Here is a 25,040-nt window from a genome sequence, read left to right as displayed (position 1 = left end):
GGCATCCGGCATCCGGCATCCGGCATCCGGCATCCGGTCCGAGAATAGGTCAACCGCTCGAGAACAGGACGATACGGCCGAACGCTCCTGATCTCGCGCGGTTGACCTGTTTTCGAGTGGGAGACGGTGCTTCTCGCACCGGCAGTGGTTCTCGGGAACAGGCGCGGATGCTGCGCGGTCAGACTCCGGCGGCGAGCTCCTTGGCACGGACCAGGGCGGCGGCAGCGGCCTCCGCGAAGGTGCGGTCGAGGTGAGCGTCCTGCAGCACCGCGATCGCGCGCTCGGTCGTGCCCTTCGGGCTCGTGACTCGACGCCGCAGCTCGGCCGGATTCTCACCCGAGGCGTCGAGCAGCGCCGTCGCGCCGATGAAGGTCTGCTCGGCCATGAGCCGCGCATCCGCCTCGGTGAACCCCATGCCGATCGCGGCCCGGGTGAACTCCTCGATGAGCAGGAAGACGTAGGCAGGACCGGATCCTGAGATCGTCGACAGCGCGTCGATCTGCGACTCGGGCACCTCGATGACCGCGCCGACGGTCTCGAAGAGGCGTCGCACGACGGCGAGGTCATCGGCGCTGACGGATGCTCCGACCGCCAGTCCCGTGACCGCCTTGCCGACCGTCGCCGGAGTGTTCGGCATGGACCGGATGACTCGGGCGCCCGCGCCGAGGACATCGGCGAAGGTCTGCAACGTCACGCCGGCCGCGACACTCACGACGATCGTCTCCGGCTTCAGGCGAGGGGCGATCTCGCGCAGCAAATCGGGCACCATGGCCGGCTTCACGCCGACGAGGACCACTCCTGCCGCGGCCACCGCGTCGAGGTTGCCGTCGGGCTGCTCCTCGAGCGCGATGCTCTTCACACCGGGAACCTCGGCGAGCGCGGCCGCGCTGTCGGCCGAGCGGTTCGTGGCGGTGATCCCGCCGTCCACAGTGATGCCTGAAGCCACCACGCCGCGGAGGATCGCTCCTCCCATGGAACCGGCACCGAGAAAAGCGAGAGCGGGAAGAGAATCAGCCATGTCGTCATCCTACGGCGGGCTCCCCTCGCTCGATCGGGACGGAGATCTAGACTCGTTCCATGAGTGCATCCGGAGGCAGCAAGGCCATCGTCGCAGCGTTCCTGGCGAACTTGGGCATCGCCCTCGCGAAGTTCATCGCTGCCGCGCTCTCGGGGTCGGCATCCATGCTCGCAGAGGCCATCCACTCGGTCGCCGATTCGGGCAATCAGCTGCTGCTGATGTTCGGCGGCAGGCGCGCCAAGCGCGACGCCGACCGCGAGCACCCCTTCGGATACGGGCGCGAACGCTACGTGTCGGCGTTCGTCGTCTCGATCATCCTGTTCTCGGTCGGTGGCGTGTTCGCGATCTACGAAGGTGTCGAGAAGATCCGCGAGCCGCACGCGCTCGACCCGGCGTGGTGGTGGCTGCCCCTCGTCGTGCTCGTGATCTCGATCGCGCTCGAGAGCTTCTCGCTGCGCACGGCCGTCAGGGAGAGCAACCACGTCCGTGAGAAGGGTCAGTCGTGGGTGTCGTTCGTCCGCCGCGCGAAGGCTCCCGAGTTGCCCGTCGTCCTGCTCGAAGACACGGGAGCGCTGATCGGACTCGCGTTCGCGCTGCTCGGCGTCGGGCTCACCCTGATCACCGGGAACCCGCTGTTCGATGCCCTCGGCACGATCATGATCGGTCTGCTGCTCGTGACGATCGCGATCGTGCTCGGCATCGAGACCAAGAGCCTCCTGGTCGGCGAAGGAGCGAACCAGGCTGACTACGACCGCATCGTCGACGCGATCAACGCGGGCGATGAGATCGAGAAGATCATCCACATGAAGACGCTCTACCTCGGCCCCGACGAGTTGATGGTCGCCGCCAAGATCGCGATGAGCGCGAACAAGCCCTTGCGGGAGGTCGCCGACGACATCGACGCGATCGAGGCGCGCATCCGCGATGCCGTGCCCGTCGCCCGCGTCGTCTACATCGAGCCCGACGTCTACCGTCCGGCGATCGACCCGCAGCCGTCGACGGACGTGTTCGTGCTCAAGTCTTCCGACTGAGCCGTGCTGCGCGATCTGCAGGCGGCCCTCGCACGCACCGATCTACCCGCGGCGACGCTCGCGAAGGCGCGCGCCGTGAAGAGTGTGCTCGACCGTGACTCGCAGGCACGGCTCGAGTCCTTCTGGATCGCCGGTGATCGCCCGTATGCGGTGATCGCCTTCGGCGACCCGGACAGGGCGGACCTCGTCGTCTACCTGATGCACGGCATCGAGACGGATCTCGAGGCGCTCCCCGGGTGGGCGGATGCTGCGCAGCGCGTGTGCGCGGACGTCATCCGCTCATGCGTGGTGCGCGGCACGCCGCGCTCGGTCGCGACCATCGCCTGGTTCGGGTGGGACTCCGGCACGCAGACCAGCGTCCTCGCGACCAAGCACGCCACGATCGGGGCGGCCCGCCTCGCTGTCGACATCGACCGGCTGGCGGACCGCAACCCGGGCGCGCACATCGCGGTCGTGACCTACTCGTACTCGACGACGCTGCTCGGTGAGATGTTCGCACTGAACATCGCCGAGGAGGTGCACACGGCCTTCGCGATCGCCTCGGCCGGAGTCACGCACGCGGCGGGCGCGGCCATCGAGTCGGCGATCGCCGATGGGGAGGTCGTCTTCTACGCGACCGAGGGCGCGGGCGACGGCACCGCGCCGCTCGGGAGACTCGGCCACCACCCCGTCGACCCGCGCGATCTTCGTGGCGTCATCGTCTACGACTGCGACGGCGGTGAGGCGCCGGGGGTGGACGGAGACCTCGTGCTCGGCGTCGCTGTCGAGGGACACGCGTCGCAGACCGCCGTCGACGAGCGGGGTATCCGGCATCCCGGCTACTTCGACGAGCGCGCTCAGGGGTATCTCACTCTGGTGGCGCGGCTGACGGATGCGGCGACGGGCTGAGCCCGAAGCTCGAACGGCTGCGACGGCAGCGGCGCGGTCAGCGGCGCGAGGCGAAGAAGTCGCGGAGCAGAGCCGTGGCGGCATCCGCTTCGACTCCCCCGACGACTTCGGCGCGGTACGGCAGCCGGCGATCTCGCAACAGGTCGTACATCGAGCCGGCCGCTCCGGCCTTGTCATCCCATGCGCCGAACACGACGCGCGAGATTCGCGACTGCAGGATCGCGCCGGCGCACATCACGCAGGGCTCGAGGGTGACGACCAGCGTGCAGCCTTCGAGGTTCCAGGATCCGACGGATGCCGCGGCTCCTCGCAGGGCGTTCACTTCGGCGTGACCTGTCGGATCGTGGGAGATCTCTCGGCTGTTGCGCCCTTCGCCGATGATGCGGCCGTCGGCATCGAGCACCACGGCGCCGACCGGGATCTCGTCGACCGCGGCGGCTTCGGCGGCGAGCGCGAGCGAGCGCAGCATGCCCTCGCTGTCGCCCTGCCTCACGGTCACACCCTATCCCGCCCGATGAGCCGGCATCGGCGAATGCGTGTGCGTCGGATAGCCTGGACTCATGCGCGTTCACGTGGCCGACCACCCTCTCATCACAGCCAAGCTGTCGGTCCTGCGCGACGAGCGCACATCGTCGCCGCTGTTCCGCCAGCTCACCGAGGAGCTCGTGACCCTGCTCGCCTACGAGGCGACCCGCAACGTCAAGGTCACCCCGATCGAGATCAAGACGCCGGTCACCACGACGACAGGGGTGAAGCTGTCGGAGCCGCGTCCGATCGTGGTCCCGATCCTCCGCGCCGGCCTCGGCATGCTCGAGGGCCTCGTCAAGCTGCTGCCGACCGCCGAGGTGGGATTCCTCGGCATGGTCCGCGACGAGGAGACGTTCGAGCCGACGACCTACGCCGAGCGCCTTCCCGCAGACCTCAGCGACCGTCAGTGCTTCGCGATCGACCCGATGCTCGCGACCGGCGGATCTCTCGCCGCCGCGATCCAGTTCCTGTTCGACCGCGGCGCCGAGGATGTCACGGCGATCTGCCTGCTCGGCACGCCCGAAGGAGTCGCGGCGATCGAGAAGCTTGTCGGCGACCGCAACGTCACCCTCGTGCTGGGTGCACTCGACGAGCGCCTGAACGAGAAGGGCTACATCGTGCCCGGTCTCGGCGACGCGGGAGACAGGCTCTACGGCACCGTCTGAGCGGATGGGATGCTGCAGCGCTCCGCTCCTGCGCCGCGCCGCTCCTGCTCCGCTCCACATTCCTGCGCCGCGCCGCTCCGCGCCGTACGAAACGTCGGACCCACGCACCGACACGCCGCGCAGGCGGCCGTCGGCAGCGGTGTGTCGACCGAAACACCGACTTTTCGTACCTGAGCGCGATCCGCAAGGACCGGTCCTGCGCACGACGAGGCCCCGTCAGACCGCGAGCCGGTATCCGCGCTCGTCGCCGTAGTTGCGGAAACCCGCTCGGGCGAGGATGGGCGCTGACGTGGAGATCCGCCCCTTCACCAGCGCGGTGCGGGCGCCGAGTTCAGAGCTCGCGCGCAGCCGCTCCGCGAGCACCGCGCGATAGGCCCCTCGTCCGCGTGCGTGCTCGTGTGTCGCTGCGCCCCACAGGCGGGTGAACCCGTCGACGATCGTGCAACCGCCGGTGCTCACGGGTTCGCCGTCGATCCGCCCCAGCACTCGTAGACCGGTGCCCGCGGCGAGCGCTGTCGAGATATCGGAGAACTCTGTGCGCAGCCCCTCCTCGTCGAGGGGCGCCTGCGCCCACACCGCCACATTGATTGCGTCGACCTCTCGCACCTGCTCGATGCTCCGGACGACTTCGGCGCTCCTGCCGACCGGAATGTCGATCTCGATGGCCTCGATAGGGCTGGCGAACACGGTGACCGTGTCGAAAAGCTCGCCGCCGCGGCGCAGCAGTTCGTGCTCGAGGTCAGGCGAGTCCGAAGGACTGACCCACACTGTCAGCCGCGATTCACCCCATGCGCGGGTGCGCGCGATCGCATGGTCGACAACAGCCGCGGCATCGGCCGTCGAATCGACCTGCGAAGCGCGCACTCCCCCGCCGAACCGCGCCGGATAGCGCACCAGCTGCAGCTCGTCGTTCTGCTGCTCGCTGTCGCGCGGGAACCAGACCCAGGCTGCCGCCGCCCGCAGGATGTCGTCCGTCGTGTGCATCAGTTCGCCGCCCCCACGAGCCGGGCGAAGGCGCTGAGCCGTGTCACGCCCTCCGGCGTGTGCGGCAGGTCGTCGAGCAGCGCCGGGGAGTGGATGAGATAAGCCGCGACCTGCGCGCGCGAGATTGCGACGTTCAGCCGGTTCTGCAGCAGCAGGAACTCGGGTCCGCGCGGGGCGTCACGGCCGCTCGACGCCGCGAGCGACGTGATCGAGACCACCGCCTCCTTGCCCTGGAAGTTGTCGACCGTGCCCACGGGCACCTCGCCGAAACCCGCCGCCGCCAGCGCGTCGAGAACGAGTTGGCGCTGCGCGTTGTACGGCGTGACGACGATGATGTCGCACTGCTCCAAGGGACGCACGGCGCCATCGTCGTCGGTGAAGGCACGGCCGACGATCTCGCGCACGATGCGCACCACCTCGGCAGCTTCCTCGGGCGATTCCGTCGCGTTGCCCCGGTGGCGCAAAGCGACGACGTGCAGCCCGGGTTCGACTCCGTCGAGCGACCTCTTCGCGGCGACGGGAGCCGATGCCAGTCTTCCGGCGTAGGAGAGTTTCGAGACGGGAGCGGCCACGGAGGGGTGCATACGCCACGACCTCGCGAGGAAGTAGCCGTACTCGGGCCTGACCACTTCGTCACCGTCCATGACCCAGCCGAGGGCCGAGGTGTTGACCGGCTCGGGGTGCGCCCCCTGACTCACCTGCGGCAGCTGCTGCGGGTCTCCGAGCAGCAGGAGGCGCTGGGCACCGGCGGCCACGGCGATCGTCGACGCGAGCGAGAACTGCCCTGCCTCGTCGACCACGAGGAGGTCGAGACCAGCTCTGTCGACGCGCTGGGTGTTGCTGAAGTCCCACGCGGTACCGCCGACGACGACGCCGTGATCGGCGTGCTCTCCGAGGAATGCAGCCATGCCGCCCTTCGGGATAGGCGTGTAGGAGGGTTCGGCGGCGCCGTCCTTCGGCGCCTTGCCGACCTGGCCGGCGGGCACGCCGTCGGCGACTACGCGCTCGAGCAGGGTGTCGATGATCGCGTGCGACTGTGCGACGACGCCGACCTTGAAGCCGTGCTCCTTCACGAGCCGCGCGATCACGCGAGAACCCGTGAAGGTCTTGCCTGTGCCGGGAGGACCTTGCACCGCGAGGTAACTGCGATCGAGATCGAGAACGCCGCGCACGATGGCGTCGATCGTGTCCTCACCCGCCTCGGGCAGCGGAGCGCCGGAGATCGTGCGCGGCGGGATCCGCCGCAGGATGTCGGTCGCCGCGTCGCGGGGAAAATCGGGGGCGGCGAGATGCACGGCATCCGCCCATTCGTCGATCGCCCCCTGCAGAGAGACCACCCTCGGCGGTGCCGCGGGTGTCAGAGCGATCGGCAGCTCGTCCCAGGTCTGGCCGCGCACCGAGGTCTCGGTGATGAGATAGCCGTCGTCGAGCACCTCGGCGATCTTGACAGTCCGGGCCGCGTGCACGGCCCTGGACGGAGCGTCGATCTCGAACGGCGCCGGCATCTCGTACAGAGCGAACGGCTCGCCGCCCGCGCCGAGGGTCGTGCCGGGCGCGACCTCTCCCCGGATCTCGATGTCGCGCGACATCACGCGACGCCCTTCGCCGACGCTCCAGCCGCGGAGCACCGTCGACGCGAAACGGTCGATGCGGATGACGTCCCGCGTGGTCTCCCACATCGTCACAGGCTCACGGAGTCGTGCGAAGTGCGAGATCCAGAAGCTCTTCGCCTCGCGGGGGAAGTAGTCGATCGCGGCTGCGGCGATCCGGTGCACGAGTCCGTCGCCCCCTGAGTCGACGTCGTGCGCGGCGTCGGCGAGCAGCGACACCGACCGCGGAGACGGTTCGTAGACGATCTCGTCGGCCTGATCCGGCGGAGCGGGGCGCACGCCCTTCTCTCTGGCGATGTCGATCAGCCAGTTGCGCAATCGCCTCGTCGACACGCAGTCGTAGCGGTTGTAGTCTGCGAGATCGGCGAACACGGCATCGGCCTCGGCCTGCTCCCCCGCCGCCGCGAGCTCGCGCGCGGCGACGTACTGCACGATCGAGTCGTCGCCCTTCTGCACGTCCTGTGTGCGCACCTCGTCGCCCATGTACAGCGGCTCGAGCTTCTTGATCGAGTACGAGCGCGAGCCGACGCGCACTGTCCGCAGGACCAGCGGATACAGGTCGACGAAGACTCCTTCACGCAGCAGCTTGTCGACCTCACCCTCGCGCACGCCATGCCTCGCCGCCATCGCCACGAGGTGCGAGGTCTCGTACGGCGCGTAGTGATAGATGTGCATGCCGGGGTGCGCGGAGCGACGGGCGGCGACGAAATCGAGGAAGTCCTCGAGCGCCCGTTTCTCGGCCGCGAAGTCGTGCGCCCACAGCGCGCTGTACTGATCGGCGTTGTCGACCCAACCGAACAGGTAGTCGAGCCCCCAATGGGCCTCGCCGTCGGGAGCAGGCTCGGTGTACAGAGGGTCGCCCTCGAAGTCGAAGAAGATGTCGCCGTGGCTCGGCACTGGCAGCGTGTGGATCGCCGCGGCGTAGTGCACCTCGAAGGTCGCTTCTCCCGCGACGTCGGCGCGCAGTTGCAACCGCGCCTGCGCGCGCAGGGTGTCGAAGGTGTCGGGGTTCATGCCCTCAGGGGCATCGGATGCGGTGGCCAGGGCGTCGATCGTCTCGATCCCGCCCGCGCGCAGTCGGGCGCGCTGCACGGGCCGCATGCGGGCGACCATGAGCAGGTCGCGGTGCGCAAGGACCTGCTCTTCGCAAGTGGCGCAGCGTCCACACGCCACGATCTCGAGATCTCCCCGGTCGTCGCCCCAGGCCAGCGGCGTGCCCGCAGCGCCGGACGCGATGGCACGATCGGCGATCAGGGCACGCAGACGCGCCCGGCGCACCTGGAACAGCGGCAGCAGATCGTCGACCCGGTGCGTGCTGCGAGTGCCGTCGCCGAGGATGAGGTCGACCTCGTCGGAGCGCGGCACGCCGAGGCGGTCGAGTTGATCGACATATGCCGCGAGCTGCATGAGGGCCGTCACCTTGGCTCGACGCGCGAGCTTCGAGTCTTCGACGCGCCAGCGCCCGTCGGGATCGCGGCGCAGGAAGTCGGCGAATCCGACGAACTCGTCTGTCTTGAACGCGGCCTGGAAGATCACCGTCGCGTCGGAGTTCAGCGCCTCGATCGTCTCGGCGACGGCCGCGGCGAGAGCCTCGGCATCGACCGACGACACCTTTTCGATGCGGTGCACACGATCATCGCCGAGGTCGTCGACGTAGCGCGCCAGAACCTTCTGCTCGTGCACATCTCCGAGGAGCGCCGCACGCTTCAGCGTGGCGTCTTCGGGTTCTTCGACGGCAGGGACTCTCCCGAGCTTCGCATCGATCGCCCGGCACCACGCGAACTCGCACTCGGCCGCCGCTTTGAGGTCGCTCGCGCTCCAGATGACGCGCTGAGATTCGGGATCGATCCGCATGCTTCGACACTAGCCGCGGCATCCGACAACGCCCGGCCGCGCAGCAGTCTGGGCGCCCCTCGCGCGACCGCCCTTCGGACGCCACCGATGGCCGCAATCGCGCGCGGATTCCGCCAACAGGTGCCAGGTGTGTGGCACAGGCAGAAGCGAGCAGAGCCGCACCACCCGCGACGCCGACGGCTCAGCGCCTCAGCGCCACCAGGTGTCGGCCGGTGTCGCGGGCAGGTGCCGCTTGTGCTGGGTGGCGAGGTACTTCGCCTCGATGCGGCCGGCGACCTCGGGATCGACCTGCTTGCCCTCGAGGAAGTCGTCGATCTGCTCATAGGTGAGACCGAGTTCGTCCTCGTCAGCGCGCCCGGGCGTGCCGTCGAGCAGATCGGCCGTCGGCACCTTCAGGTACAACCGCTCCGGTGCGCCGAGGCTCTTCAGCACGGCGCGTCCCTGACGCTTGCTGAGTCCCGAGAGAGGCAGCAGGTCGGCCGCTCCGTCTCCGAACTTCGTGTAGAAGCCCGTCACCGCCTCGGCGGCGTGGTCCGTGCCGATCACGAGCTTGCCCTCATGGCCGGCGAGCGCGTACTGCGTGACCATGCGCACGCGGGCCTTGATGTTGCCGCGGTTGAAGTCGCTGATGTCGCTCGTGACGGCGAACTCGATGTCCTCCTCGACGCCGTCGACCCCGTTCTGGATGTTCACCTCGACTGAGGAATCGGCCTGGATGAATGCCAGCGCGGCGTCGGCGTCGGCCGCGTCGTGCTGCACGCGGTACGGCAGGCGCACGGCCAGGAACGTCGCTTCGCCGCCCTCTTCGCGGACTCGTTCGACCGCGAGCTGCGCGAGACGCCCCGCCAGCGTGGAGTCCTGCCCGCCGGAGATCCCGAGCACGAACCCGCGCGCTCCGGAGGCGCGCAGATAGTCGGCGAGGAACTGCACCCGCCGCTCCGCTTCGGCATCGGGATCGATCTCGGCCTTCACGCCGAGGGCTTCAGAGATCTGCTGCTGCAGCGACACGGGGGCTCCTCACTCGTTGTGACACCAGTATCCCCCCTGACTGTTACGGCGGGATGACACATGCTTCTACCAGGTGCCGAGTGAAAAGATGAGGCAGTGAAACTTCTCGTCGCCGCACTCGCCTCCGAGCTCTCCGCCTTTCCCGACACACTGCCCGGATTCGACCGTCTGGTCACGGGCCCCGGGAAGCTCCAGGCGACGTACGCGTTGACCCGGGCTCTCGACGCGAACACCTATGACGAGATCGTCGTGGTCGGCACGGCCGGGGCCATCGACCCCGATCTGGCCGAGGGCGTGCACGAGGTCGGAACCGCCTTCCAGCACGACGTCACCGACCTCGACGGCATCTCCGGTCAGCACGTCTCACTTCCCGCTCGCGTGTCGACCGGACGCGACGGGGTCCTCATCGCAACGGGCGACCACTTCGTCGACGACGCCGAGGTCACGGCGGTCATCCGCCCCACCGGAGCCGCTCTCGTCGACATGGAGACCTACGCGTACATCTGGGTGGCCGGGCAGTTCGGCGTGCCCATCCGCGTGTACCGTGCGGTGTCGGACAGCGCCGAAGACGGTGCGCTGACGGATTGGCGGGATGCCGTCGCCCGATGCAGCGTGCAGCTTCGCGAGTTCGTCGCCTCGGCGTACGGCGTCTGAGGCGCAAGAAAACAATCCGACAGCGGATCATCTTGCTACAGTTGCAATATGACCGGCATCCGTCTCGACCTGGCATTCCTGCTCAATCAGTCGGCATATGCCTTCTCCGCGCAACTGGGCGCCGCCCTGCAGGAAGTCGGACTGGACGTGCGCGAGTTCTGCGTGCTCATGAAGGCCGCAGAGGCCGAGCGCACACAGAACGTCGTGGCAGAACTCGCCATGCTCGACAAGACCACGATGGTCACGACCCTTGATGGCCTGGAGAAGGCAGGACTCGCCGAGCGTCGCGTGTCGGACTCTGATCGTCGCGCCCGGATCGTCGTCGTCACGGATTCCGGCCTCGAAACGCTACGTCGCGCCTACGACGTGTACGACGCCGTCGTGGAAGAAGCCCTCGTGGTGATCGAGCCCACCGCGCGTGCGACCTTCCTCTCCACCCTGCAGACGCTGACCGAGTCGGTGTGGGCCACCCCTTCGCACACCGCCACCCTGCGACGTCGCGTGCCCGTCACGAAGTAGATCTACAAAGAATAGTTTTATACAAAACTATCTGTTACGGTCGGAATATGACTTCCACCGCGCGTCGACGCTCGCTCGCATTCCTGGCCCTCTCCGCCACCCAGTTGATGGTCATCCTCGACGGCACGGTCGTCACGGTCGCTCTCCCCGCGATCCGCTCCGGCCTCGGATTCTCGAACAGTTCGCTCTCCTGGGTGGTCAACGCCTTCTTCGCCGCGTTCGCCCTGGTCCTGCTGCCCGCCGGCAGGCTGGGCGACCGATGGGGCACCCGGCGCGTCTTCCTCACGGGCGTCGCTCTCTTCACCGCCGCATCCATCCTCTGCGGTCTTGCCTGGGATCCCGCTTCGCTCCTCATCGGCCGCGCGCTGCAGGGAGTCGGCGGCGGGCTCTCCACGGCGGTCTCGCTGGGCATGATCGCCGACCTCTTCCCCGAGCCAGCACCGCGAATGAGGGCCTTCGCGGTGCTCGCCTTCATCGGCTCTGCGGGCGGCGCCATCGGCATGGTCGCGGGCGGCATGATCACCGAGTTCGCGACGTGGCCGTGGGTCTTCCTCGTGAATGCACCGATCGGTGTGGCCGCACTCGCTCTCGGCGCAGCCACCATGGAGCGCGTGCCCGGCCACCCCGTCAGCGGGGGACTGGTTCCGCGTGCCCTCTTCAGCGCCCGTCGCTTCACCCTCGCAGGAGGCGTGCTGTTCACCATGGTGATCGCGGGGATGTCGTTCCAGTTCCTCTCGTCCCTATTCCTGCAGGACGCACTGGGCCTCAGCCCGCTCGCGACCGGGGCCGCGTTTCTGGCGGTGACGGTGCCGATCGCCATCACTTCTCTGGGGCTCTCCGTTCGACTCGCCGTCCGGTTCGGCAGTGAACGAGTGCTCATCGCCGCTCTGGCCTTCTTCGCGGCGGGCATGGTGCTGATGGCCCGTGTGCCGCACGATGGCAGCTTCTGGATGGATGTCGCTCCGGCCTTCGTCGTGATGGGAGCCGGATTCGGTCTTGCGATGCCGCAGGCCACCGACCTGGCGATGAGTGCGGCGCCGCCTGAGCATGCGGGCGCCGCATCAGCCTTCCTCGCCGCCACTCAGCAAGCAGGCGGCGCCATCGGCGTCTTCGCCGTCGCGAGCCTCGCTGCTGCCACCGACCTCGGCATCGGCTACCTTCTGGGAGCCGGCGGCCTTCTGGTGGGCATCGGCTTGGCCGTGTCTCTGGGACGCGCGACCTCAGGCGGACCTGATCGCGAGACCGTCGATGACGCGGTCAGCGGGTCTCGATGATGCTCGGCCCCTCAGGCGTCGCCCGCACCAGCAGCTGAGCAGGGATCTGCTCCTGCATCGCCTCGACGTGACTGATCACGCCGACCGTGCGGCCGCCCTGACGCAGCTCGTCGAGTGTGCGCATGGCGACCTCGAGGGTGTCGCCGTCGAGGGATCCGAAGCCTTCATCGATGAACAGGGTGTCGAGGCGGATGCCGCCCGCTCGGGACGTCACAACCTCTGCGAGTCCGAGGGCGAGGGCGAGGGAGCTCAGGAACGTCTCGCCGCCCGAGAGCGATTGGGCGGGACGACTCTGCCCAGTGAAAGCGTCGTAGACGACGATGCCCAGCCCGGATGCCGCGCCGCGCGCGGCCAGCGCGTCGGAGTGCTTCAACTGGTAGCGACCGGTCGACATGTCGTGCAGCCGTCGGTTCGCGGCTTGCACGATCTCTTCGAGTTCGGCGGCGAGCACGAAGGTCTCGAGAGTCATCTTGTGCGTGTTCGAACCGCGGCCCGCGATCGTGTCGGCGAGGCCGCGCAACACCTCGAACTCGGCAGCGTCTTCCGCGGTCGCCGCGTGCTCGGCGGTCGCCGACTCGATGAGTCCGGTCAGCTGCAGCGCCGCGTTCTCGGCCTTCGTGGCCACGTCGACCGCGGAGATCCAGCTCGCACGGGAGCTCGACGCCGCCTGTTCGGCCGGAGCGAGGTCGATGGGCTCCTCGGGCAGAGTGAGCAGTTCGAGCTCCAGCAGCGTCGCCTTCTCCTTGCCGAGCTGAGCGGCATGCTCGTCGATCCGACGCTGCAGCGCATCCTGCTCCGCCGGCGATCGCAACGCCTGCTCGACCTCCTCCACCTCGGTGAAGTCCGACGCCTCAAGCGCGGCCTGCTGCTCTTCGTGGGCGTCGACGGCGGCCAGCGCACGGCGCTGACGGTCCTCGATCGCCCCGGCCAGCCGGCGAGCTGCATCGATCCGCACCTCGGTGTCGGCGATCCGTTCAGCCACGGTGGCGAACTCGCCTCGAGCGTCATCGATCTGCGTCGCAGCGTCCGTGCTGCGCTGCTGCAGCAGTGCGAGCTGCTCTCGGGCCGACGCGGATTCCGCGTCATCTGCCGCACGCTGTCCCTCGAGGTGCTCGAGGCGTGCGCGAAGCTCGGCGAGCTCCTCGTCGAGTCGGGCGAGTGCGTCCGCTGCGGTGACGCTCTTCGCGTACTCTTCCGTCGCAGCCGCCAGTTCGGTCTCGGCGGTGTCGACTGTGCGCCCATCGGCCCGGGAGGCCGCGGCGGCAGCCTCGGCGCGCAGTGCCGATGAAGTCTCTGCCGCCGCGCGCTCGCGCTCTGCCGCGTCGTCGCGCACGCGTTCGGCCGCGTCGATGTCATCGGCGGAGACGGGATCGCTGTGCGTCGCCGGTGCGGGATGCTCCGCCGAGCCGCAGACCGGGCAGGGCTCGCCGTCGACGAGAGTCGACGCCAGTTCACCCGCGAAGCCATCGAGGCGGCGCCTGCGCAATCCGGCGAGAGCAGCCTGCTCCGCGGCGAGCGCTGCGCTGGCGTCGGCCAGCGACTGCTCTGCGACCTCGTGCTCCGCGCTCAACCGCACGACCTCTCGAGCCGCCGCCACCCGCCCGGCCGCGAGGTCGCGGACTCGAGCGAGGTCGGCTGCACGGTCTGCCGTGCGCCGTGCGTCGTCGCGTGCGGTCGTCACGGCCGCCACCCGCTCGGGCAGAGTCGCTCGCTCAGCGGCACCGGCCTCGATGCGAGCGGATGCCGCTGCCACCCGATCCTGGGACGCCTGCAGTTCGGCGGCGAGAGCGGCAGCGCCTCGTTCGAGTTCGGCTGCGCGCCCCCACGACCCCATCGCTTTGATGCGCTCCCCCACCCAGGCGCGCATCGCCGCTGCTTCGTCTTCGGCATCCGTCGGCGACAGCTCGGCGCCGTCGAATGACTCCCACGCGATCCGTGCCCCCCGCTCGAGCTCGACCGCGGCTTCGAGCGATGCGCCGGCCTTCGTCGCCGCGATGATCGTGGCTCGCAGAGCCTCAGCCGACCGAGCCTCACGGAGCTCGACAGCGACCGCTGAGATCTCCGTGGCCTCGCCCTCGAGCCGCGTGAGCGCGAGGCGGGCCCGATCGCGTTCAGCTTGCGCGCGGCGGTCTTCGCGCAAGGCCGACAATGCGGCGTCCGCCGCCGCCAGTCGCGCCTCGGCATCTTCACGATCGGCCGCGCGCCGCTCGCTGCGGTACTCGGCGCGGGACCGGGCACGGCGGAGATCGTCGAGCCGCTCCTCGGTCGTCGCATCGATCCGCGCAGCTGCGGCGGCTCGCGCTCCGCTCGCGGATTCGGGCGCGACCGCACCCTCCGCCTCCGAAGGGCCGACACCCGCGTCACCCCACAGCTGTGCATCCGTGGCCAGACGCTCGGCCTCCTCGACCCGTGCGGCCACTGTCGCGAGCCGGGTGCCCAGAGCCTGCTCCGCAGCCCGCCGCCGAGCGTCGAAACGAGCCTGCACGTCGTCGAACCGCTCGGTGCCGAACAGGCGCCGCAGCAGTGCCTGTCGATCTTTGCTGTTCGCGAGCAGGAATTCCGAGAACCGGTTCTGCGCGAGGAGTATCACCTGCAGGAACTGCTCGCGACTGAGCTGAAGGATCTCGTCGAGTTCGTTCCCGACATCGACGGCGCGGGCGGCTCGGCCGATCCATCCGGCATCCGACCACTCGTCGAGCGCGACCCCCGCCGCCTGCTTCGTCATGCCTCCGCCGCGCTTGGCCGGCCGCAGATACTCCGGCGACCGGGTCACCCGGAACCTCCCCGCCGGTGTGCTGAACTCGACGACGACCTCTGAGATCTCGTCGGGGTCGCTGTGGTCGGAGCGCACCCGCTTCTCGCCGCCGTCGTATCGCGGAACACCGCCGTACAGGCCGAAACACACCGCATCGAGGATGCTCGACTTGCCCGCCCCCGTGCGCCCGGCGATCAAGAAGATCCCATCGTCGGCGAAGGCGTCGAAGTCCACGAACTGGCGCGCTCGGAACGGGCCGAACCCCTCGACCTCGAGGCGATGCAGTCGCATCAGAGCATCTTCGGGGTCATACGAGGGCCTCGGCCCGCACCCGATCGTCGAGCACCTCGCGGATCAGCACCCGCTCGCGTTCGCTCGCTCCCTGCCCCGCGCGCACGTGCTCGAGGAACGCCTCGATGCGGTCGGTGTCGGTGACCGCGGTGCGCAGGCGCTCGGAGTACGTGCGCACCTCGGCTGCTCCGGTGACAGCGGGCTGGTGCTGCACCATCGCGCAGTATGGGAAGCGCTCACGCAGCCGGCGCATCGGCTCGGCCTGCGGCAGCGCGTCGGTGTAGACCGCGCACACCCAGTGCTCTGCATGCGCGGCCACGTTGTCGCCCGACAGGATGTCGTCGAGCGTTCCGGTGAGGGTGACGAGTGCACGCGGCACCGGCAGCGCGAGCCAGGCGACGTTCGCGAGCCCATCGGCATCGAGGTCGATGAGCCAGGATCCGCGCGGCTTGTCCTGCTCGCCGAAGCTGTAGTGCAGGGGCGCACCCGCGTAGCGCACCCGCTCGCTGAGCTGCTGCCGACCGTGGATGTGCCCGAGCGCCACGTAGTCGGGCCCGTCGAAGACCTCGAGCGGGACCATGTCGAGACCGCCCTGGCGCACTTCGCGCTCGAGCCCGACCGTCGCATCGACGCCCGCGGCGAAGCAGTGCGCGATCGCGACCGAACGCCCTTCGTGCTCGGCCATCCCGGCCCGCACGAGGCTCATCGCGTGCGCCATGGTCTGGGCCTGGGTGCGAAGCTCGGCGCCTCCTTCTCCGGCGGCAGGGAAGTGCTGTCGGACGATGGCCGGCTCGAGATACGGGATGCCGAAGAAGTGCACCGGGCCGTCAGCATCTGCCACCGTCACCGGTGCGCCGATGGCGAGCGGATCGGTCAGCACATGGATGCCGTCGCGCAGCAGCCGCGCCTGGAAACCGAGGCGAGCGGCGGAATCGTGATTGCCGCTTGTCACGATGACCCGAGCCCCGGAATCGGCGAGAGCGAGAAGGGTGTCGCTGAGGAGCGTGTACGCCGGCCCGGCCGGCGTCGCGGAGTCGAAGACGTCGCCCGCGACGATCACGACGTCGACCTCGTTGTCGCGCACCTGCACCGTGAGCGCGCCCAGCACCTCGGCCAGCGCATCCATGGTCGAGCTGCCATGGAACGTGCGGCCGATGTGCCAGTCGGAGGTGTGCAGGATTCGCATACTCACACGCTACGGACGGCCTCGGACATTCCCTCTGAGGCGTGCCGCTCGAGGGCACGAACCGGCGGAGGGACGCTGCCGGTTCCGTAACACAGTGTCACAGAGTTCAGATCATCGTGTACGCAGAAGTGAAGCGTGCTCCGGGTGCGCGTCGAACCAGTCCGCGACGTACCAGCAGACCGGGATCACATGCCGATCGCCGCGGGTCTCGAGGTCGGCGACAGCCCCCTCGACGACCTTCGCCGCGTAGCCTCTCCCGCGGAAAGTCGGGATCGTGAAGGCTCTCGTAAGGGCGATCGTCCGACCGTCGTCACGATAGTCGAGCACGCTCACGAGCTGCCCGTCATGCATCAGTGTGTAGCGGGAGGCATCCTTCTCGTCCGTGAAGATGAAACCCTTTATCGCACTCTCGGTGGTCATTCCGGCAACGTTACGCCGGCCGGGTGGGGCGAGGGTCGTTTTGACACGCGGTGACTTCTTCAGACATAATCCCCCCATGACCACCAACGCACGCCCTTTGTCCGCCCAGGAGGCGAACAGGACTGCCGGGATGATGATGCCCGGTCGCGTTGGCATGTGTTGCCGAATGTGTCGCTGAACGAACAGCCACCCCGCCTGACCTGACCCCTCGCGATCTGCGGGGCAGGGTCTCCGAGCACCCACCCTTGCTCGATCTCTCCGGCTCCGCCCGGTCATTCATGCAACGCATCAGAGCCGCATCGGCTCACGTCCCCGAGGACTCATCATCATGTCGAACACTGCCCTTCTCGAGCGTCCCGCCGCCACCGCCGTCCGCCAGTCGGCCTCTTCCGCCGCGCAGCTCGCCGCAGACCTGCCCGCCGTCCGCTCACCGCGCGGCTTCGCCCTCTACGTCGGACTCGACGAGATCAAGGCGGCTGAGGCCGGAGTGAGCCTCCCCCTCCTCGTCGACGCGCTTCGTCGCACGCTCGCAGAACTCGCCCCCGGCGCCGAGACCCACGCCACCGTGGCGCTCGCACCGCACGGCTCCGGAGGCCGCGACCTCGACGTCGTCCGCCTCGCCCTGCAGGAGCCGGGTGCGATCGCCCGCACCAAGGCCGCAGCCGAAGAGGAGACCACCGACGAGGAAGGCGGCGTGGTCGTCGACATCTCGCGCAAGCGCGTGCTGATCGACGGCGAATCCGCCGCGTTCACCTACAAGGAGTTCGAGCTGCTGCAGTACCTGGTCCTCCGCGAGGGCCGCACCATCGAGCGCAGCGAGCTCGTCTCGGCGCTGTGGCAGGCGCAGGACGACGAGACTCCCGGCGAGCGCACCATCGACGTGCACGTGCGTCGCCTGCGCGCCAAGCTCGGCCGCTACGAGGACATCGTGCGCACCGTCCGTGGAATCGGCTACCGCTTCGACCGTCACGCCGACGTCGTCATCCGCTACGGCCACGGCACCCCCTCGCCCGACCGCTTCTGACCCGACTGCCGCACGCGGCTCTCATCTCGACGGCGGCAGCGCCGCGTAGGGTGTTCGCATGACGTTGACGGCGGGTGCGGAATCGGATGCTGTGGCATCCGCTGCCCCGCTCCAGTCCGTCTACCGCCCTGCGAGACCGGTCGACCTGCTGCGTACGGTCGGCGTGCTGCGCCGCGGTCCGAACGATCCGACGACCGTGATCGACGGACCGGTGCTCTGGCGCGCGGTACGGACGCCCTCTGGCGTGGCGACCCTGGCCCTGCGCGAGTCGTCGGGCGAGATCAGGGCGACGGCGTGGGGAGTCGGTGCGTCTCATGCGCTCGACACCGTGCCCGATCTCTGCGGAGCGAGCGACGATGACGACGGCTTCGACGCCTCGCTGCATCCGGTGATCGCCGACTCCGCCCGCAGGCACCCCTCGCTGCGCCTGACCAGGACGGGACAGGTCTTCGACGCGCTCGCCTGCGCGATCATCGAGCAGAAGGTCACGGGCCTGCAGGCCTTCGGCGCGTGGCGGCATCTCGTCTCACGTTTCGGCGAGCGCGCACCGGGGCCGACGCCCCGGCCGATGTTCGCGGCTCCACTCCCCGCCGTGTGGCGGAGCATTCCCTCGTGGGCGTGGCATCGAGCAGGAGTGGAGCCTTCGCAGTCGAAGACGATCGCACGATCGGCCGAGCGAGGGGCGAGCATCGAGCGCGCCCTGCTGGCTTCACCCGACGGCCCGGCCCGCGACAGGGTTCTGACGAGCCTTCCCGGCATCGGCATCTGGACATCCGCCGAGACCCGCATCCGGGCTCTCGGCGACGCCGATGCCGTGAGCATCGGCGACTATCACCTCGCCCACGAGGTGGGCTACGCCCTCGCCGGCGCGCGCACCGATGACGACGGCATGCTCGAACTGCTCGCGCCCTGGGCCGGGCAGCGCCAGCGGGTGATCCGGCTGATCCTCGCGAGCGGCATGCGCGAACCGCGCCGCGGTCCGCGTCTCGCACCCGAGGATCACCGGCGACGGTGAGACCCCTAGGCTGAATCGCATGAACTCCGCTCCGCGCACCGGCATCCGCGTCGCCGTCTCCGCCGGGCTCCTCGTGCTCGGCGTCATCATCGGACTGATCTTCGAGAACGTGTGGCTGGGCGTGCTGCTCGCCGTGATCGTCTGGTTCGGATGGTTCCTCGGCTTCGAATCCCGCCGTGGGCACCATGAGGGCGTGAACGACGAGGACAACGGCATCGAACTCTGAGCCGCCGCATGGCTGACCGGGATAGCCTCGCCTCATGAGCTTCTCCCTTGAGCGTCGTGGCCTCGAGCTGCGCTTCCGCATCGTCACCCTGGCCTCTCGCGACTGGCTCGCCCCCGATTTCGTGCGGGTGCGCCTGACCGGCAGCGACCTGGCCGGGTTCGACTCTCTGGGCTCGGACGATCACATGCGGCTGTTCTTCCCGACGGGCCCGATCGGCTCTGTCGAGGAGGTGCGCGCGTCCCCGAGCCGCGAGTACACGCCTCTCGCCTGGGGAGACGACTGGCTCGACGTCGAGTTCGCGGTGCATGGAGATGAGGGGGTCGCTGCGCGCTGGGCGGCGACTGCTCCCTTGGGCTCATCCATCGGCGTCGGCGGGCCGCGGGGTTCGGCCGTGCTCGAAGGAACGCCCGGATCGTGGCTGCTCGCGGGCGATGAGACGGCCATTCCCGCGATCCGGCGCTTCGCCGCCCTGATCCCCACGGGCTCTCCTGCCCGCATCCTCGTCGAGACGGTGGACGCCGACCACCAGGTGGACATCGACGCCCCCGTGGACGTCGAGTGGGTGCACCGTGGCAGCGCAGCTGCCGGCTCGGCGCTGATCGCACGCCTCGACGCGCTCACCGAAGCGGATGCCGGCGCCGACCCGTTCGTGTTCATCGCCGCCGAGCAGTCGATCGTCAAGCCCGGCCGCGCCTTGCTCGAGCGCTGGGACGTCGACACCTCGCGCGCCGTCGTGAAGGGCTACTGGAAGCGCGGCGAGGCCGAGTACCACGCCCCGCACTGATCTGCGCAGTGGTGCGGCGAGTGCACGGCATCCCGTCGAGTGCACGGCCGGTCAACGCGCGGATCCCGTGCACTCGGCGACATCATGTGCTCTCGGCGACGGTTCGCGCATCGGCCGCAGCATCCGCGAGACTGGACGCATGGCACTCGTCGATCATCTGGGCATCACCGTCGCCGACGTCGCGCGCGGCCGCGCCCAGTTCCACCCCGTGCTGACGGCGTTGGGCTACGAGCTCGGCACCGAGGAGGAGGGCGGGATCTCGTGGCACCACGGCGACGACACCGAGATCATCATCTTCGCGCCCCTCGAGGAGAGCACCGAGCCGCACGTGCAGGGCCGCGTCGGCTGGCAGCACCTCGCCTTCTCGATCGACTCCCCTGAGGAGGTCGATCGTCTTCATGCCGTGGCGGTGGGCGCGGGCTGGACCGTCGTGCGCGAGCCGAAGCTCTTCCCGAGGTTCAACGAGCGCTACTACGCGTCGTTCGTCGAGGACGACAACGGCATCCGTCTCGAGTTCATGTACAACCCGCCGCGGGAGTCTTGACACCGCCAGCCAGCCTCCCCTATCGTGGCAGAGCTGTGCCGACCGGCGCAGCACTCAGCCGAGGAGACGACGGAATGACCGCCATGCGCGTGCTTCCCACGGTCCTTGCCTTCGATCAGAAGCGCAATGACCGCTACGAGTCGTACCCTCCGGCGCGCGCCGTGTGACAGCATCCGCTGTCCCTTGCCCCGCACCGTCAGGTCCGGGGCTTTTTTCATGAGTTCCCGGCCTGTGGCTGAAACCGCAGAGAAGGAAAGGAACCATGGAGAGGCTCTCCGCACGGCTGCTGTCATGGGCTTCGCTGATCGACGAGAAGACGCTCGATCAGGCGAAGACCACGGCGCGCATGCCGTTCATCCACCCGCACCTGGCGCTGATGCCGGATGCGCACCTCGGCAAGGGGGCGACCGTCGGATCGGTCATCCCGACGCTCGGCGCGATCATTCCCGCGGCCGTCGGGGTCGACATCGGCTGCGGCATGATCGCCGTGCGCACGCAGTTCACGAAGGACGCGCTCGACGGACGCGACCTCACCCCGCTGCGGGAAGCCATCGAACGCGCCGTTCCACTGTCGGCGGGTCACCACAACCGCAAGGTCGTGGCCACCGCCGAGCCGCGGATCGCCGAGCTCGAGGCCCTCGCCGAGAAGGCCGGGTTCGACCCCGCGAAGTACGCGGACAACTGGCGACTGCAGCTGGGATCGCTCGGATCGGGGAACCACTTCATCGAGATCTCGACCGACGAGCTGGGCCGCATCTGGCTGTTCCTGCACTCGGGCTCACGAGGCGTCGGCAACAAGATCGCCATGCACCACATCGTCATCGCGCAGCGGCTGGCGAAGCGATGGTGGATCGACCTCCCCGACCCCGACCTGGCCTACCTGGTCGAGGGAACCCCGGAGTTCACGCAGTACATCAGGGAGCTCCGGTGGGCGCAGCACTTCGCGCTGCTGAACCGGGAGGAGATGATGGACCGGGTCGTGCGGCAGGTGTCGGACTTCCTCGGAGGCGCGGTCGACGAGCAGGAGCGGATCAACTGCCATCACAACTTCACCGAGTCCGAGAGGCACTTCGGAAAGCAGGTGTGGGTGTCTCGTAAGGGAGCGATCCAGGCGGATGCCGGTCGACCGGGGCTGATCCCCGGATCGATGGGAACCGCGTCGTACGTGGTCGAGGGGCTCGGCAACCCGCTGTCGCTGAACTCCTCGCCGCACGGCGCCGGGCGCGAGTACTCGCGGTCGGCGGCACGGCGGACGTTCACGCACGAGCAGCTGCGTGAGGCGATGGTCGGGATCGAGTTCCGAGACACCGACGCCTTCATCGACGAGATCCCGCAGGCGTACAAGCCGATCGACCAGGTGATGGCGGATGCCGGTGACCTCGTGTCGATCCGGCACACGCTGCGCCAGCTGGTGAACGTCAAGGGGAACTGAGTCCCCCGAGCACGGCTTCGGAGACGGCGAGCGGTGTGCCGCGAGGAGAGCGGATGCTGCGGCACGCCGCATCCGCTCTCCGAAGCCGTGCCCGGGTCGACGGTGGGCGAGACTGGTCTCATGGCGACTTTCGATCACATCGGCATCAGCGTCGAGTCGGTGCCCGCGGCATCCGCTCAGTTCCACCCCGTCTTCGAGGCGCTCGGCTACGTCCGCGCGCACGACGCCGAAGACCTCGCCTACTGGCGGAAGGACGACGAACCGGAGGTGCTGCTGTACCCGGCCCGGGAGGACGGCGTGCACCGGCACGGCAAGGTGGGCTGGCAGCATCTCGCTTATGCGGTCGACTCGCGTGCCGAGGTCGACAGGATGCACGACATCGCGATCGCGGCCGGCTGGAGCGCGGTGCGCGATCCCAAGGAGTATCCGCGCTTCAGCGAGCGCTACTACGCCTCGTTCGTGGAGGACGACAACGGCATCCGCCTGGAGTTCATGTACAACCCTCGCGACTGATCAGACGGCCACGACCTCACGGTCGGTGAACGACTCTTTCGGCACGAACACGAGCAGTGCAGCGGCGGCGAGCGCGGTGACGCCGCAGACGACCCAAACCGTGACGTAGCCCGCGAACGATCCTGCGGTGCCCTCGGCCGCGGCTCCGCTCACCCCGTGCAACAGCGCGATGCCGAAGACGCACGACGCGATGGCGCCGCCGACGGTCTTGACCGAGTTCGTGAGGCCGGTCGCAACGCCGGTCTGGCTCGCGGGAGCCGCAGATGCCGCGGCCGCCGGGAGCGCGGCGACGAGGGCGCCAGAACCGACCCCGACGACCACCATGTTCGCGATGACCTGCGCGTAGGCGTCATGGAACGGCACGAACATCAGGAAGCCGACGCCGACGAGCACCGATGCGCCCATGAGGGTCAGTCTCGGGGTGACGGCGCGGGCGACCATCGGGAACAGCAGGGCGCCGCCGATCATGGCGATCAGGTAGATGCCGATGATGAGCGAGGTGGCGAAGCCCGTCGTGCCGAGACCGTAGCCGTAGACCGACGGATCGGTGCGGGCGAAGGTCGACAGCGGCGCCTGGGCGCCCAGCACGCTCACCCCGAAAAGGCCGGCGGTGAGAAAGACCGGACCGAGCGCCGGCGAGCGGAACATGCGCACGTCGATGAGCGGATCGGGGTGACGAAGCTCCCACAGCGCGAACGGGACCACGAGCACGACTCCGAGCACCACCACCGCCCACGACCACGGGTTCGTGAGCCCTCCTTCGAGCCGAAGGAGGGCGAGCCCTCCGGTGAAGCACAGCAGGGCGATCGAGATCAGTACCACTCCGACCGTGTCGAACACGCCGCCGGTCGGCTCGGGCGATTCCTTCACCCCGAAGAGCACGACGAAGAAGCAGATGATGACGAGGAGTGCGGGCACCAGCAGCACGACGGTCAGCGGCAGCACGTCGATCAGCGCACCGCCGACGAGGGCGCCGATGATCGCCCCGCCTTCGAGCGCGGCGACGAGCAGACCAGCCGCCTTCGCCGTGATCGACGAGCGCCCCTCCAGGCGCCGAGATCGCGACCAGATCAGGGCGATCTCCAGCGGCAGCCACACTACGTAGAAGCCCATCAGCGCCCACGCGATGAGGAACAGCTCGAACGAGTCGGTGAACGGCAGCACCAGAGCGGCCGCGGCGGTCAGCGCCGTCGAGATGAGCAGCATCCGCTTGTGGCCCACCATGTCGCCGAGCTTGGCGAAGGCGGGTACGACGAGGGCCGAGAGCATCAGCTGAGTGCCTTCGAGCCAGTTCACGTCTGCGTCGTGCACGCCCAGATGCCGGGCGATGTCGGTGAGCATGGGGGTGTAGTAGCCCTGCAGCACTCCGCTGGTGAACTCGACGAAGGCGAGGAAGCCGACGACGGTCGCGAGGGTGCCGAGAGTGCGGGTGCGGGTCATCGCTGCTCCTGTTCCGGGGCGGTGAGCGATTCGATGAGTGTCCGATGGAACAGCTCTCCTCGCTCCAGCGCCGCGATCTCGACGTTCTCGTCGACTCCGTGGATGGACGCGCGCTGGGCATTCGACATGTCGAGCGGTGCGAAGCGGTACACCGCGGGCGCGAAGCGGTGGAAGTGCCGGGAGTCGGTGGCGGCCATCATCACGTAGGGCACGGGTGCGACGCCCGGATGCGAGACGGCCAGCGCCTCGGCGAGCAGGGCGAACTGGTCGTTGTCGGTGGGCGACTCTGGCGAGGGCTCGCTCGCCTCGACGACGGTGACCGACACGAGCGGGTCGCGGATGCGACGGCGGACCCGCAGCACGGTCTGCTGCGCGGTCTCCCCGAGAGCGATGCGCAGGTTGACGGTGGCGGATGCTGCGGACGGCAGCACGTTCGCCGCCGTCCCTCCGGTCTGCATGGTCGCCGCCACCGTGGTCCGCACGAGTGCTGCCGGTTCGCCACCCAGCGCCGCGAACACCTGGCCTGTGAGCAGCGGCGCCGAACCGAGCAGGCGCAGCAGGTGCCGTGCGGGACCCGGCGTCTGCGCGGCGAGCTGCGTCAGCATCCGACCGATCGCCTTCGACGCCCGCGGGCGAAACGTGCGAGGGCCCAGTCGGTCGACCGCTCTCGCGATCCGCCGCACCGCCGTCAGAGTGGGCGGCGCTGACGCGTGACCGCCGTCGCCGCGCGCCGACAACCGCACCGTCATCACACCCTTCTCCCCCACGCCGATCATCGCCGCACGGCCCGGCACGAACGGCAACGGCGCATCGACGACCGCGCCGCCTTCGTCGACGACGAGCCACGGCGTGATCCCCCGCTCGCGAAGAACCCGCGCGATCTCCTCGGCTGCATCGCCGAAGGTCTCCTCGTTGCCGCCCAAGCTCAGGTAGACGTCGCGCGCAGGCGTGAAGCCTGCGGCGAGCAGGTTCTCGACTGCCTCGAGCACGACGATCAGCGGGCCCTTGTCGTCGAGTGCTCCCCGGCCGTGGACGACGCCGTCGGCGATCACGCCGGCGAACGGCGGGTGAGTCCACTCGTCGCTCTCGTCGACCGGGACCACGTCGTAGTGCGCCATGAGCACGAGCGGATCGCCGGCCCCCGTTCCCGTCCAGCGGAACAGCAGCCCGAACTCGGTGTGCCGCTCGAGAGCCAGGCTCTCGTGCAGGAGCGGGTACTGCTCGGCGATCAGCGCGACGAACGACTCGAAAGGCTCGAGGCCTCGCTCACCGAGTTCGGCCGACACGGTCGGCAGCCGGATCATCTGCGAGAGTCGCTCGGCGATGCCGGGGCGGGGTGCGGTCACGCCCGCCATCGTATCCCCCGCCTGCGAGGAT

At 69.0% G+C, this 25,040-nt stretch carries 23 protein-coding genes; 13 read left to right on the top strand and 10 right to left on the bottom strand.

The genetic code is table 11. The features are described 5' to 3' along the window. Positions 1 to 178 precede the first annotated feature (178 nt). Positions 179 to 1,018 (bottom strand): pyrroline-5-carboxylate reductase, encoded by an 840-nt coding sequence (gene proC, locus ACI3KT_RS11285; protein ID WP_404904314.1) that lies wholly within the window; start codon positions 1,016 to 1,018, stop codon positions 179 to 181. A 59-nt stretch (positions 1,019 to 1,077) separates the two neighbouring features. Here proC and ACI3KT_RS11280 point away from each other — a divergent pair, with 59 nt between their 5' ends. Both ACI3KT_RS11280 and ACI3KT_RS11275 read left to right on the top strand, forming a co-directional pair. Next, positions 1,078 to 2,049, top strand: coding sequence for a cation diffusion facilitator family transporter (locus tag ACI3KT_RS11280; RefSeq protein ID WP_404904312.1), 972 nt, complete (start codon positions 1,078 to 1,080; stop codon positions 2,047 to 2,049). A 3-nt stretch (positions 2,050 to 2,052) separates the two neighbouring features. Beyond that, positions 2,053 to 2,937, top strand: coding sequence for an alpha/beta hydrolase (locus ACI3KT_RS11275; protein ID WP_292906150.1), 885 nt, complete (start codon positions 2,053 to 2,055; stop codon positions 2,935 to 2,937). A 37-nt stretch (positions 2,938 to 2,974) separates the two neighbouring features. On the opposite strand, the gene ACI3KT_RS11270 is transcribed toward ACI3KT_RS11275, so the two are convergent. Continuing rightward, positions 2,975 to 3,406: a nucleoside deaminase gene (locus ACI3KT_RS11270; protein WP_292906308.1), complete on the bottom strand. Its 432-nt coding sequence runs from the start codon at positions 3,404 to 3,406 to the stop codon at positions 2,975 to 2,977. Positions 3,407 to 3,497: 91 nt separating this feature from the next. Between ACI3KT_RS11270 and upp the strand changes: the two genes are divergently transcribed. After that, complete coding sequence (gene upp, locus ACI3KT_RS11265) at positions 3,498 to 4,130, top strand: uracil phosphoribosyltransferase (RefSeq protein ID WP_292906148.1); 633 nt, start codon at positions 3,498 to 3,500, stop codon at positions 4,128 to 4,130. A gap of 216 nt (positions 4,131 to 4,346) precedes the next feature. Here upp and ACI3KT_RS11260 read toward each other — a convergent pair whose 3' ends face one another. From ACI3KT_RS11260 to nadE, 3 genes are all read right to left on the bottom strand, one after another. Then, positions 4,347 to 5,114 carry a GNAT family N-acetyltransferase gene (locus ACI3KT_RS11260; RefSeq protein WP_404904310.1) on the bottom strand — a complete coding sequence of 256 codons (768 nt, stop codon included), beginning with the start codon at positions 5,112 to 5,114 and terminating at the stop codon, positions 4,347 to 4,349. Then, positions 5,114 to 8,578: a TM0106 family RecB-like putative nuclease gene (locus ACI3KT_RS11255; RefSeq protein ID WP_404904308.1), complete on the bottom strand. Its 3,465-nt coding sequence runs from the start codon at positions 8,576 to 8,578 to the stop codon at positions 5,114 to 5,116. Before ACI3KT_RS11255 ends, ACI3KT_RS11260 begins: the two co-directional genes overlap by 1 nt. A 189-nt stretch (positions 8,579 to 8,767) precedes the next feature. After that, complete coding sequence (gene nadE, locus ACI3KT_RS11250; protein WP_292906143.1) at positions 8,768 to 9,586, bottom strand: ammonia-dependent NAD(+) synthetase; 819 nt, start codon at positions 9,584 to 9,586, stop codon at positions 8,768 to 8,770. Positions 9,587 to 9,682: 96 nt separating this feature from the next. Here nadE and ACI3KT_RS11245 point away from each other — a divergent pair, with 96 nt between their 5' ends. From ACI3KT_RS11245 to ACI3KT_RS11235, 3 genes are read left to right on the top strand one after another with little or no spacing between them, the layout of a single operon-like run. Then, positions 9,683 to 10,240 carry a nucleoside phosphorylase gene (locus ACI3KT_RS11245; protein ID WP_292906141.1) on the top strand — a complete coding sequence of 186 codons (558 nt, stop codon included), beginning with the start codon at positions 9,683 to 9,685 and terminating at the stop codon, positions 10,238 to 10,240. Between the two features lie 48 nt (positions 10,241 to 10,288). After that, positions 10,289 to 10,759, top strand: a complete 471-nt coding sequence (locus ACI3KT_RS11240) for a MarR family winged helix-turn-helix transcriptional regulator (protein ID WP_404904307.1) — start codon at positions 10,289 to 10,291, stop codon at positions 10,757 to 10,759. A 47-nt stretch (positions 10,760 to 10,806) separates the two neighbouring features. Beyond that, a complete protein-coding gene (locus tag ACI3KT_RS11235) occupies positions 10,807 to 12,033 on the top strand; it encodes an MFS transporter (RefSeq protein WP_404904305.1) in 1,227 nt (408 codons plus the stop codon). Here ACI3KT_RS11235 and ACI3KT_RS11230 read toward each other — a convergent pair. The 3 genes from ACI3KT_RS11230 to ACI3KT_RS11220 form a co-directional block, all read right to left on the bottom strand. Beyond that, positions 12,017 to 15,079, bottom strand: coding sequence for an AAA family ATPase (locus ACI3KT_RS11230; RefSeq protein WP_404904303.1), 3,063 nt, complete (start codon positions 15,077 to 15,079; stop codon positions 12,017 to 12,019). The two genes, ACI3KT_RS11235 and ACI3KT_RS11230, sit on opposite strands and share 17 nt — an antisense overlap. Before the next feature lie 16 nt (positions 15,080 to 15,095). Beyond that, positions 15,096 to 16,265 (bottom strand): exonuclease SbcCD subunit D, encoded by a 1,170-nt coding sequence (locus tag ACI3KT_RS11225; RefSeq protein ID WP_404904301.1) that lies wholly within the window; start codon positions 16,263 to 16,265, stop codon positions 15,096 to 15,098. Between the two features lie 111 nt (positions 16,266 to 16,376). Further along, the gene (locus tag ACI3KT_RS11220) at positions 16,377 to 16,685 is read right to left on the bottom strand and encodes a GNAT family N-acetyltransferase (protein ID WP_404904299.1); all 309 of its coding nucleotides are present in this window, start codon (positions 16,683 to 16,685) and stop codon (positions 16,377 to 16,379) included. Between the two features lie 328 nt (positions 16,686 to 17,013). Between ACI3KT_RS11220 and ACI3KT_RS11215 the strand changes: the two genes are divergently transcribed. The 7 genes from ACI3KT_RS11215 to ACI3KT_RS11185 all read left to right on the top strand — a co-directional run bounded on the left by ACI3KT_RS11215 (position 17,014) and on the right by ACI3KT_RS11185 (position 22,223). Beyond that, positions 17,014 to 17,709 (top strand): winged helix-turn-helix domain-containing protein, encoded by a 696-nt coding sequence (locus ACI3KT_RS11215; protein ID WP_292906129.1) that lies wholly within the window; start codon positions 17,014 to 17,016, stop codon positions 17,707 to 17,709. 58 nt (positions 17,710 to 17,767) lie between these two features. Next, entirely contained in the window at positions 17,768 to 18,724 is a 957-nt protein-coding gene (locus ACI3KT_RS11210) for a DNA-3-methyladenine glycosylase family protein (protein ID WP_404904297.1), read from the top strand. A gap of 19 nt (positions 18,725 to 18,743) precedes the next feature. Beyond that, the gene (locus ACI3KT_RS11205) at positions 18,744 to 18,950 is read left to right on the top strand and encodes a hypothetical protein (protein WP_307294844.1); all 207 of its coding nucleotides are present in this window, start codon (positions 18,744 to 18,746) and stop codon (positions 18,948 to 18,950) included. A gap of 34 nt (positions 18,951 to 18,984) precedes the next feature. After that, positions 18,985 to 19,734 (top strand): siderophore-interacting protein, encoded by a 750-nt coding sequence (locus tag ACI3KT_RS11200; RefSeq protein ID WP_404904296.1) that lies wholly within the window; start codon positions 18,985 to 18,987, stop codon positions 19,732 to 19,734. 139 nt (positions 19,735 to 19,873) lie between these two features. Then, positions 19,874 to 20,278 (top strand): VOC family protein, encoded by a 405-nt coding sequence (locus ACI3KT_RS11195; protein ID WP_404904294.1) that lies wholly within the window; start codon positions 19,874 to 19,876, stop codon positions 20,276 to 20,278. Between the two features lie 262 nt (positions 20,279 to 20,540). Further along, positions 20,541 to 21,710, top strand: coding sequence for an RtcB family protein (locus ACI3KT_RS11190; RefSeq protein WP_404904292.1), 1,170 nt, complete (start codon positions 20,541 to 20,543; stop codon positions 21,708 to 21,710). A gap of 120 nt (positions 21,711 to 21,830) precedes the next feature. Next, positions 21,831 to 22,223: a VOC family protein gene (locus tag ACI3KT_RS11185; protein WP_292906117.1), complete on the top strand. Its 393-nt coding sequence runs from the start codon at positions 21,831 to 21,833 to the stop codon at positions 22,221 to 22,223. Here the strand turns inward: ACI3KT_RS11185 and ACI3KT_RS11180 are convergent, their stop codons facing one another. Together ACI3KT_RS11180 and ACI3KT_RS11175 are read right to left on the bottom strand one after the other, a co-directional pair. Beyond that, positions 22,224 to 23,663, bottom strand: coding sequence for an MFS transporter (locus ACI3KT_RS11180; protein WP_404904290.1), 1,440 nt, complete (start codon positions 23,661 to 23,663; stop codon positions 22,224 to 22,226). Next, positions 23,660 to 25,018 carry a M20/M25/M40 family metallo-hydrolase gene (locus ACI3KT_RS11175; protein WP_404904288.1) on the bottom strand — a complete coding sequence of 453 codons (1,359 nt, stop codon included), beginning with the start codon at positions 25,016 to 25,018 and terminating at the stop codon, positions 23,660 to 23,662. The genes ACI3KT_RS11180 and ACI3KT_RS11175 overlap by 4 nt, the downstream gene beginning before the upstream one ends. Positions 25,019 to 25,040: the final 22 nt, after the last annotated feature.

This window comes from Microbacterium sp. ZW T6_19 (genome assembly GCF_044987465.1).
GTDB classification, from domain to species: Bacteria; Actinomycetota; Actinomycetes; order Actinomycetales; family Microbacteriaceae; genus Microbacterium; species Microbacterium natoriense_A.
This window is presented reverse-complemented; position numbering and strand designations above follow the sequence as displayed.

Excerpts from the sequence above, each read along its gene's own strand:
- ACI3KT_RS11195 (WP_404904294.1), top strand. The coding sequence starts at position 19,874 with ATGGCACTCGTCGATCATCTGGGCATCACCGTCGCCGACGTCGCGCGC.
- ACI3KT_RS11225 (WP_404904301.1), bottom strand. The coding sequence starts at position 16,265 with ATGCGAATCCTGCACACCTCCGACTGGCACATCGGCCGCACGTTCCAT.
- ACI3KT_RS11220 (WP_404904299.1), bottom strand. The coding sequence starts at position 16,685 with ATGACCACCGAGAGTGCGATAAAGGGTTTCATCTTCACGGACGAGAAG.
- ACI3KT_RS11185 (WP_292906117.1), top strand. The coding sequence starts at position 21,831 with ATGGCGACTTTCGATCACATCGGCATCAGCGTCGAGTCGGTGCCCGCG.
- ACI3KT_RS11235 (WP_404904305.1), top strand. The coding sequence starts at position 10,807 with ATGACTTCCACCGCGCGTCGACGCTCGCTCGCATTCCTGGCCCTCTCC.
- ACI3KT_RS11270 (WP_292906308.1), bottom strand. The coding sequence starts at position 3,406 with ATGCTGCGCTCGCTCGCGCTCGCCGCCGAAGCCGCCGCGGTCGACGAG.
- ACI3KT_RS11200 (WP_404904296.1), top strand. The coding sequence starts at position 18,985 with ATGAGCTTCTCCCTTGAGCGTCGTGGCCTCGAGCTGCGCTTCCGCATC.
- proC (WP_404904314.1), bottom strand. The coding sequence starts at position 1,018 with ATGGCTGATTCTCTTCCCGCTCTCGCTTTTCTCGGTGCCGGTTCCATG.
- ACI3KT_RS11190 (WP_404904292.1), top strand. The coding sequence starts at position 20,541 with ATGGAGAGGCTCTCCGCACGGCTGCTGTCATGGGCTTCGCTGATCGAC.
- ACI3KT_RS11230 (WP_404904303.1), bottom strand. The coding sequence starts at position 15,079 with ATGCGACTGCATCGCCTCGAGGTCGAGGGGTTCGGCCCGTTCCGAGCG.
- ACI3KT_RS11280 (WP_404904312.1), top strand. The coding sequence starts at position 1,078 with ATGAGTGCATCCGGAGGCAGCAAGGCCATCGTCGCAGCGTTCCTGGCG.
- ACI3KT_RS11175 (WP_404904288.1), bottom strand. The coding sequence starts at position 25,018 with ATGGCGGGCGTGACCGCACCCCGCCCCGGCATCGCCGAGCGACTCTCG.
- ACI3KT_RS11215 (WP_292906129.1), top strand. The coding sequence starts at position 17,014 with ATGTCGAACACTGCCCTTCTCGAGCGTCCCGCCGCCACCGCCGTCCGC.
- ACI3KT_RS11255 (WP_404904308.1), bottom strand. The coding sequence starts at position 8,578 with ATGCGGATCGATCCCGAATCTCAGCGCGTCATCTGGAGCGCGAGCGAC.
- ACI3KT_RS11205 (WP_307294844.1), top strand. The coding sequence starts at position 18,744 with ATGAACTCCGCTCCGCGCACCGGCATCCGCGTCGCCGTCTCCGCCGGG.
- upp (WP_292906148.1), top strand. The coding sequence starts at position 3,498 with ATGCGCGTTCACGTGGCCGACCACCCTCTCATCACAGCCAAGCTGTCG.
- ACI3KT_RS11210 (WP_404904297.1), top strand. The coding sequence starts at position 17,768 with ATGACGTTGACGGCGGGTGCGGAATCGGATGCTGTGGCATCCGCTGCC.
- ACI3KT_RS11240 (WP_404904307.1), top strand. The coding sequence starts at position 10,289 with ATGACCGGCATCCGTCTCGACCTGGCATTCCTGCTCAATCAGTCGGCA.
- ACI3KT_RS11260 (WP_404904310.1), bottom strand. The coding sequence starts at position 5,114 with ATGCACACGACGGACGACATCCTGCGGGCGGCGGCAGCCTGGGTCTGG.
- ACI3KT_RS11180 (WP_404904290.1), bottom strand. The coding sequence starts at position 23,663 with ATGACCCGCACCCGCACTCTCGGCACCCTCGCGACCGTCGTCGGCTTC.